The 448-nt window shown below is 58.9% G+C and carries 1 pseudogene; it reads right to left on the reverse strand.

The window, feature by feature from the left end:
- Nucleotides 1-128: 128 nt before the first annotated feature.
- Nucleotides 129-448: pseudogene (locus tag MRBLMC3_RS19980) on the reverse strand (DNA alkylation repair protein); the annotation flags it as partial.

Raw genomic sequence — 448 nt, forward strand, 5'->3', positions numbered from 1 at the left:
ATGTCTTCGAGGGCTGCGTGGCCGGATCCTAAGCGAGGCCGCTTGCGAGCAAATGTTTAAATCCCTTGAGCAGCCTCGCGCTGAAAAAGGGGGAGCGACAAATCTGGCCGATGGCTGCTGTGGTTGCCTCAGGCGGCGGGATCGCTCGCGATGTCGAACGCAGTGCTTGCCATGGTCAGTCCATTGATGATGAGTTCGACCTCGTGGCGGCCGGGATGATGGCGCCGCGTACTGAAATCCCGGATAGCTTGGCGTAGTCCAAGCTTCACGGATTGCCCGGCGGAAAGGTCAAATGTCCTCAGCTTGAAAACTTTGGCCGCGGTCTTGCCGCCGGCACGCGCATAGTGGACGCGATAATCGACGACCAGGCGTTGATTATCGGGGGAAGTCGACAGGAGTTCGGCATCGACAGCGATTGTTTCGCCCAGACGCACAACCTGAGGCTCAA

The sequence above is a fragment of the Sphingobium sp. LMC3-1-1.1 genome, assembly GCF_040676285.1.
In the GTDB taxonomy this organism is placed as follows: domain Bacteria; phylum Pseudomonadota; class Alphaproteobacteria; order Sphingomonadales; family Sphingomonadaceae; genus Sphingobium.